This window comes from Kitasatospora putterlickiae (assembly GCF_039527695.1).
Taxonomy (GTDB): Bacteria; Actinomycetota; Actinomycetes; order Streptomycetales; family Streptomycetaceae; genus Kitasatospora; species Kitasatospora putterlickiae.
Map to the genome: position 1 here is coordinate 5,090 of NZ_BAAAKJ010000233.1, position 2,057 is coordinate 7,146.

Annotated in this window: 1 protein-coding gene and 1 pseudogene; both read right to left on the reverse strand. The window is 76.2% G+C overall.

Going from position 1 to position 2,057, the window contains the following annotated elements; translation table 11 throughout:
* Positions 1-715, reverse strand: a pseudogene (locus tag ABD308_RS23330) (O-antigen ligase family protein); the annotation flags it as partial.
* 8 nt (positions 716-723) lie between these two features.
* Entirely contained in the window at positions 724-1,554 is an 831-nt protein-coding gene (locus ABD308_RS23335) for an exopolysaccharide biosynthesis polyprenyl glycosylphosphotransferase (RefSeq protein ID WP_344338220.1), read from the reverse strand.
* Positions 1,555-2,057: the final 503 nt, after the last annotated feature.

Below are 2,057 nucleotides of genomic sequence, written 5' to 3' on the forward strand. Positions count from 1 at the left end.
CCGCGGTGGCGATCCAGCTGCCCCGGCTGAAGGAGACGGCGAGCGGGAAGGCGAGGAAGGCGGCGGTGGCGAACAGCGCCCGCCGCAGCCGGGCGTCGCCCCGCGGTCCCCGTTCGGCCAGGGCGAGGGCCAGCGCGGCGAGCAGGCCGTAGCCGACGACGGTGGACATCGCCATGACGTCGAGGGCGCCGAAGGTGCCGATGGCGCGGATCGGGCGGCCGGTGTAGGAGGCGCCGGTGCCGGTGAGGAACTGGTGGGCGCCGACCACGCCCTGGATCAGCGCGGCGATCACGAAGGAGCCGAGCACCAGCCGCTGGTCGGTGCGGTCGCGCAGGGCGCACAGGACGGCGGCCGGGACCAGCACGAAGACCTGGGTGAGCCGGACGAAGCCGGTGAGGCTGGCCTCCGGGTCGATCGAGCCGATGGTGGCGACGGCGGCGGCCAGCACGATCGCGCCGAACCGGACGGCGTCGGCGCGGCCGATCGCGGGGGTTCGGCCGCGCAGCAGCCCGACGGCGGTGAGCGCGACCAGGGCGAGCGAGGCGAGGTCCGCGGCGGTGACGTGGACGGCCGCGGCGACGTCCTTCTCCCCGGTGGGGACGCACACCAGCAGCACGGTGGCGGCGGCGAGCACGCTGGGGCGGCGGCGGACGACGCCCCCCGCGCGCCGTAACAGCCCGGCGGTGCGCGGGGGTGCGGCGAGGGTCAAGGCCACGGCGTTGATCAGCTCCCGTCCGGGTGGAGCATGAGGACCGCGGTGCGGCACAGGATCTTGACGTCCTGCCAGAGGCTCCAGCTCTCGATGTAGCGGTTGTCGAAGCGGGCCCGGTCCTCGATCGAGGTGTCCCCGCGCAGGCCGTTGACCTGGGCGAGGCCGGTGAGGCCGACCGGGACGCGGTGGCGGTCCGCGTACTCCGGGTAGGCCTGGCTGAACCGCATGACGAAGTAGGGGCGTTCGGGGCGCGGGCCGACCAGGCTCATGTCGCCGCGCAGCACGTTCCACAGCTGCGGGAGCTCGTCGAGCGAGCTGCGGCGCATCAGCCGTCCGACGGCGCCCATCCGGTGGTCCTGGGAGATGTTCCAGCGGGTGGCGGACTCGTGCTCGTTGCTGGGCCGCAGGGTGCGGAACTTGAGGACGGTGAAGACCCGGCCGTCGAGCCCGGTGCGCTGCTGGCGGAACAGGACACCGGGGCCGGTGTCGAAGCGGACGGCGAGCGCGCACAGGGCCAGGACGGGCGCGAGCAGGAGCAGGCCGAGCGCGGCGGCGGTCACGTCCAGGGCCCGCTTGCCGGCCCAGCCGGGGCGGCGCATCGCGGCGCGGTCGACCCGTAGGCAGGGGAAGCCCCAGAGGTGGTCGGCGCCGGCCAGCCGTCCGGCGGCGAGCGAGCCGTACTCGCGCAGCGCGGGGACCAGCCAGACCTGGCAGCCGAGCCGGGCGGCGTCGCGCAGGGTGGCGGCGGTCTCGGCCTCGTCGGCGGCGCCGGCGGTGGCGACCACGTGGTGGACGCGGTGGCGGCGGACCTCGCGTTCCAGGACCTCGCGGCCGCCGAGCACGGGCAGGTCGGTGTCGCGACCGGGCGCATCCCGTACTCGCCGCGCTCGCTGAGGGCGGCGGCGACCCGGCGGCCGAGCCGGCCGGCGCCGAGCACCAGGACGGGGCTGGGGCGGCTGCGGCGGATCCGGCGCACCAGGTGGTAGAGGACGGCGCGGAAGCAGACGGCGAGCACCAGCTGGGTGCCGAGCAGGACGGTGAGCCGGGCCGGGGTGGCGGGTCCGGAGTCGGGCCAGCGGCCTTCCAGGCAGCCCGCCAGGCTGATCGCGAAGGCGGCGGCGACCAGGGCCCGCGCGGTGAGGGCGGGCAGTTCGTCGAGCACGGACAGGGTGAGCCGGGTGCGGTAGAGGCCGCCGGCCAGGTTGAGCAGGATCAGCAGCGGAAGCAGGGCGGCGACGCCGAGCAGCGGCGCGACCCGGACGGCGGGGTCGAGCACGCGGTTGGCGGTGCCGGTGGCGGTGCACAGGGCGAGCGCGTCGACGGCGACCAGGGTGACGGCCAGGAC